The sequence below is a fragment of the Halolamina salina genome, assembly GCF_042678005.1.
GTDB lineage: Archaea > Halobacteriota > Halobacteria > Halobacteriales > Haloferacaceae > Halolamina > Halolamina salina.
Genome location: NZ_JBHUDH010000121.1, coordinates 8510 through 12042 on the forward strand (window position 1 = coordinate 8510; position 3533 = coordinate 12042).

Sequence of the window (3533 nt, forward strand, 5' to 3'; positions counted from 1 at the left end):
CCCGCCGGAGTACTGGTGTGGGTAGTCGTCGACCCGCCCCGCGGGGTCGCCGATGCCGACCTCTTCGAGCAGGTCGATCGCCTCGGCGCGGGCCTCGCGCTTGGTGAGGTCGCGGCTCGCCCGGACCGCCTCGATGATCTGGGCGCCGACGGTCTCGGTCGGGTCGAACGCCGCCTCGGCGTTCTGGAACACCATCCCGATCCCCGACCCCCGAATCGAGCGGAGCGTTTGCTGCGACGCGCCGACCAGTTCCTCGCCGCGCCACTCGACCGAGCCTTCGACGCGGCCCTCGTCGATCAGGCCGACGAGCGAGCGCACGGAGACGGATTTTCCGGCGCCGGACTCGCCGACGATCCCCAGCGTCTCGCCCGCCCGGAGTTCGTAGCCGATCCCGTCGACGGCGACCAGCGGCTCCCGACGGCCGAACGTGGTTCGGAGGTTCTCGACCCGGAGGAGCGGCTGTTCGTCGCTTGCGTCGTCGGCGCGTTCGTCGGTCGAAGTGTGGGAGTCAGCCATCGTGAGTCACCTGTTGGGGTCGGTTCGGGGATCGAGCACGTCGCGCAGGCCGTCGCCGAGCAGATTGAACCCGAGGACGGCGATCACGATCGCGACGCCCGGGAACACGCTGTACCACCACTCGCCGCTGTCGACGTACCCCTTGCCGACCCGGAGGATCGACCCCCACGAGGGGCGGGGCGAGGGGACGCCGACGCCGAGGAAGGAGAGCGACGATTCGAGGACGATCGCCAGCGCGGCCGTCACCGTCGCCTGCACGAGGATCGCCGAGAGGCAGAACGGCAGGACGTGGACGAGCAGGATCCGGAAGTGAGAGGCACCCAGCGAGCGCGCGACCCGGACGTGCTCCTCCTCGACGACGGAGACGGCGCTGCCCCGGGTGACGCGGGCGAACTGCGGGATGTAGACGATCCCCAGCGCGGCGACGATGTTGGTCAGCGACTGCCCGAACACCGCGACCAGCGTCAGTCCGAGCAGGATCGCCGGGAACGCGAAGATGGAGTCCATCAGCCGCATCAGCGCGTCGTCGACCCGGCCGCCGACGTAGCCCGCGACCAGTCCGATCGGGACGCCGACCGCGCCCGCGACGAGGGGGGTTGCGACGGCGACCTGTAGCGCGATCCGCGCGCCGAACAGCACTCGCGAGAACAGATCCCGGCCGCGGGTGTCGGTGCCCAACGGGTGGGCGAGGCTGGGGCCTTGCAGGCGCGCGGGCACCTCGACGGCCGCGGGGTCGTACGGCGCGAGCACGGGCGCGAGCAGCGCGATCAGCAGGAATCCCGTCGTGACGACCAGCCCGCCCATCGCGAGGTTGTTCTGGCGGAAGCGCGCGGCGAACGCCCGCCCGCGGCGGCGGAGCGGGGAGTCGGCGCGGTCGGTGGTGGCGTCGGCCGGGGAAGCGTCCGAGCCGGGTTCGGCGTCGCTCATTCTTCACCCCGCAGCTTCGGGTTCAGGTAGAAGTACGCGCCGTCGACGACGATGTTCACCGCGACGAAGAACGTCGTGTAGACGAGCACTACGCCCTGGAGGGTGATGTAGTCCCGGCTCCCGATCGCGTCGATCAGCAGCCGGCCCATCCCGGGGATGGAGAACACCTGCTCGATCACGACCGAGCCGCCGAGCAGGTAGCCGAACTGCATCCCGATCACCGTCACGACCGGGATGAACGCGTTCTTCGTCGCGTGGGCCAGCACGCGCAGTTCGCTCGTCCCCTTCATCCGGACGGCATTCAGGTACTCCCGGCGGAGCTCTTCCAGCAGTTCCGAGCGCAGCATCCGGGTGACGACGGCGGCCATCGCGGTGCCGAGGGTGATCCCCGGCAGCAGCAGGTACCTGACCCCCTCGATGGGGTCCTCCAGCGGCGAGACGTAGCCCGCGACGGGGAGCCAGTCGAGGTTGACCCCGAACAGGAGCAGGAGCAGTATTCCCAGCCAGAAGTTCGGGATCGAGACGCCCAGCAGGCCGAAGCCGAGGCCGACGCCGTCGAGCCACTCGCCGCGGTTGGTCGCGCTCAGCAGCCCCGCGGGGATCGCGATCGTCAGCGACACCAGAAACCCCGCGAGCGTGAGAAACAGCGTCGTCGGCAGCCGGGACGCGATCGACGCGCTGACCGGGCGGTCGTCGACGTAGGAGCGGCCGAGGTCACCCCGCAGCGCGTCGGTGACGTAGTCGACGTACTGCACGGGCAACGGCTTGTTCAGGCCGAGTTCGGCCCTGACGGCGGCAAGCTGCTCCGGCGGCGCGTCGGCGCCCAGCATCACGATCGCGGGGTCGCCGGGGACGAGCCTGATCAGGCCGAAGATCGTCACCGACACCAGCGTGAGCACCGGCAGCGCCCAGAGCAGCCGCCGGACCAGAAACGCCTGCAGCCGTGAGACCATCGCCCTCGGCGCTCACTCCCCCTTCCACATCGTCCAGTAGCGGGTGTACGGGAGCAGCCACGGCTGGACGCCGTAGACGTTCGAGCGCAGCCCCGAGATGCCGTCGGCGCGGGCAACCGAGATCCATGGACAGTTCTTGTTGACGAGCTTCTCGAACTCCGTGTACGTCTCGACGCGAGTCTCCTCGTCAGTCTCGCTGCGTCCCCGTTCGAGTAGTTCGTACATCCGCTCGGCGTCGGGCTGGTCCTCGCCGTAGTGGTTGTACTGGGCGCCGTCGGGGTGGATGAACCCGTAGTAGTGCCGGTCGGGGTCGATCTTGAACGGGACCGAGAACGCCATCGCGCCGAAGTTGCCGCCGACGAAGTCGGAGAGCTGGGTCGCCCACTCCAGCGTCTCGGTCTCGGCGTCGATGCCGGCTTCCGAGAGTTGGGCGACCAGCAGGTCCGCGGTGGTCTCCATCAGCCCGTAGCGGGAGTTGGTCTTAATCGTCAGCGTCTCGCCCTCGAGGGGGTTGCCGGCCTCGTCGAGGATCTCGCGGGCGCGCTCGGGGTCGTGGGTGCGCCGGCTGTCGCCGAGGTCGTAGTGCCAGATGCTGTCCTCGGCGTAGGGCTGCCACGCCGCCTGCCCGTAGCCCGAGACGGCCGCCTCGACGATCGACTCCCGGTCGATCGCGTGGGCGACCGCGCGCCGGACCGCAGGCTCGTCCCACGGCGGCTCGCTGCAGTTGATGTGGATCTGCCCCCACTCGGTGCCGCGCTGGCGGGAGAGCTTCGTCTCGTCGTCGTCCCGCAGCGTCGCGGCGTCGCTGCCGGAGACGCCGCGGACCATGTCCACGTCGCCGGCCCGCAGCGCGGCGACCCGGGAGTCGGCGTCCGGGATCGGCGTGATCTCGACAGTATCGAGCAGCGGGACGTCCTCGCTGCGGTAGTCGTCGAACGCCGCGAGCGTCAGGTGGTCGCCCGGCTCGTGCTCCTCGAGCCGGAACGGGCCGGTCCCCACAGGCTCCTGGAAATCGCCGAGTTCGCCGCCCTGCTCCTCGACGGCCTCCTCGGGGACGACGACCCACGGGACGCGCCCGAGGAAGCTGAAGAACGGTGCGAACGTCTCCGCGAGGGTGAAGGTGACCTCGTACTCGCC

The 3533-nt window shown here is 70.1% G+C and carries 4 protein-coding genes; all 4 read right to left on the minus strand.

Annotation, left to right across the window (positions count from 1 at the left end; all coding sequences use genetic code 11):
* Nucleotides 1-516 (minus strand): ATP-binding cassette domain-containing protein (locus ACFR9S_RS10885; protein ID WP_379818631.1); only part of this gene is annotated, 516 nt, incomplete at its 3' end.
* Between the two features lie 6 nt (nucleotides 517-522).
* Nucleotides 523-1443 carry an ABC transporter permease gene (locus ACFR9S_RS10890; RefSeq protein WP_379818633.1) on the minus strand — a complete coding sequence of 307 codons (921 nt, stop codon included), beginning with the start codon at nucleotides 1441-1443 and terminating at the stop codon, nucleotides 523-525.
* On the minus strand, nucleotides 1440-2396 hold the full coding sequence (locus tag ACFR9S_RS10895) for an ABC transporter permease (RefSeq protein WP_379732671.1): 957 nt from the start codon (nucleotides 2394-2396) through the stop codon (nucleotides 1440-1442). Before ACFR9S_RS10895 ends, ACFR9S_RS10890 begins: the two co-directional genes overlap by 4 nt.
* Nucleotides 2397-2408: 12 nt before the next feature.
* The coding region (locus ACFR9S_RS10900; RefSeq protein WP_379818635.1) for an ABC transporter substrate-binding protein at nucleotides 2409-3533 on the minus strand (1125 nt) is incomplete at its 5' end.

What these genes read in the sequence shown, in the direction of transcription:
- ACFR9S_RS10890 (WP_379818633.1), bottom strand. Translation starts at nt 1,443, where the DNA reads ATGAGCGACGCCGAACCCGGCTCGGACGCTTCCCCGGCCGACGCCACC.
- ACFR9S_RS10895 (WP_379732671.1), bottom strand. Translation starts at nt 2,396, where the DNA reads ATGGTCTCACGGCTGCAGGCGTTTCTGGTCCGGCGGCTGCTCTGGGCG.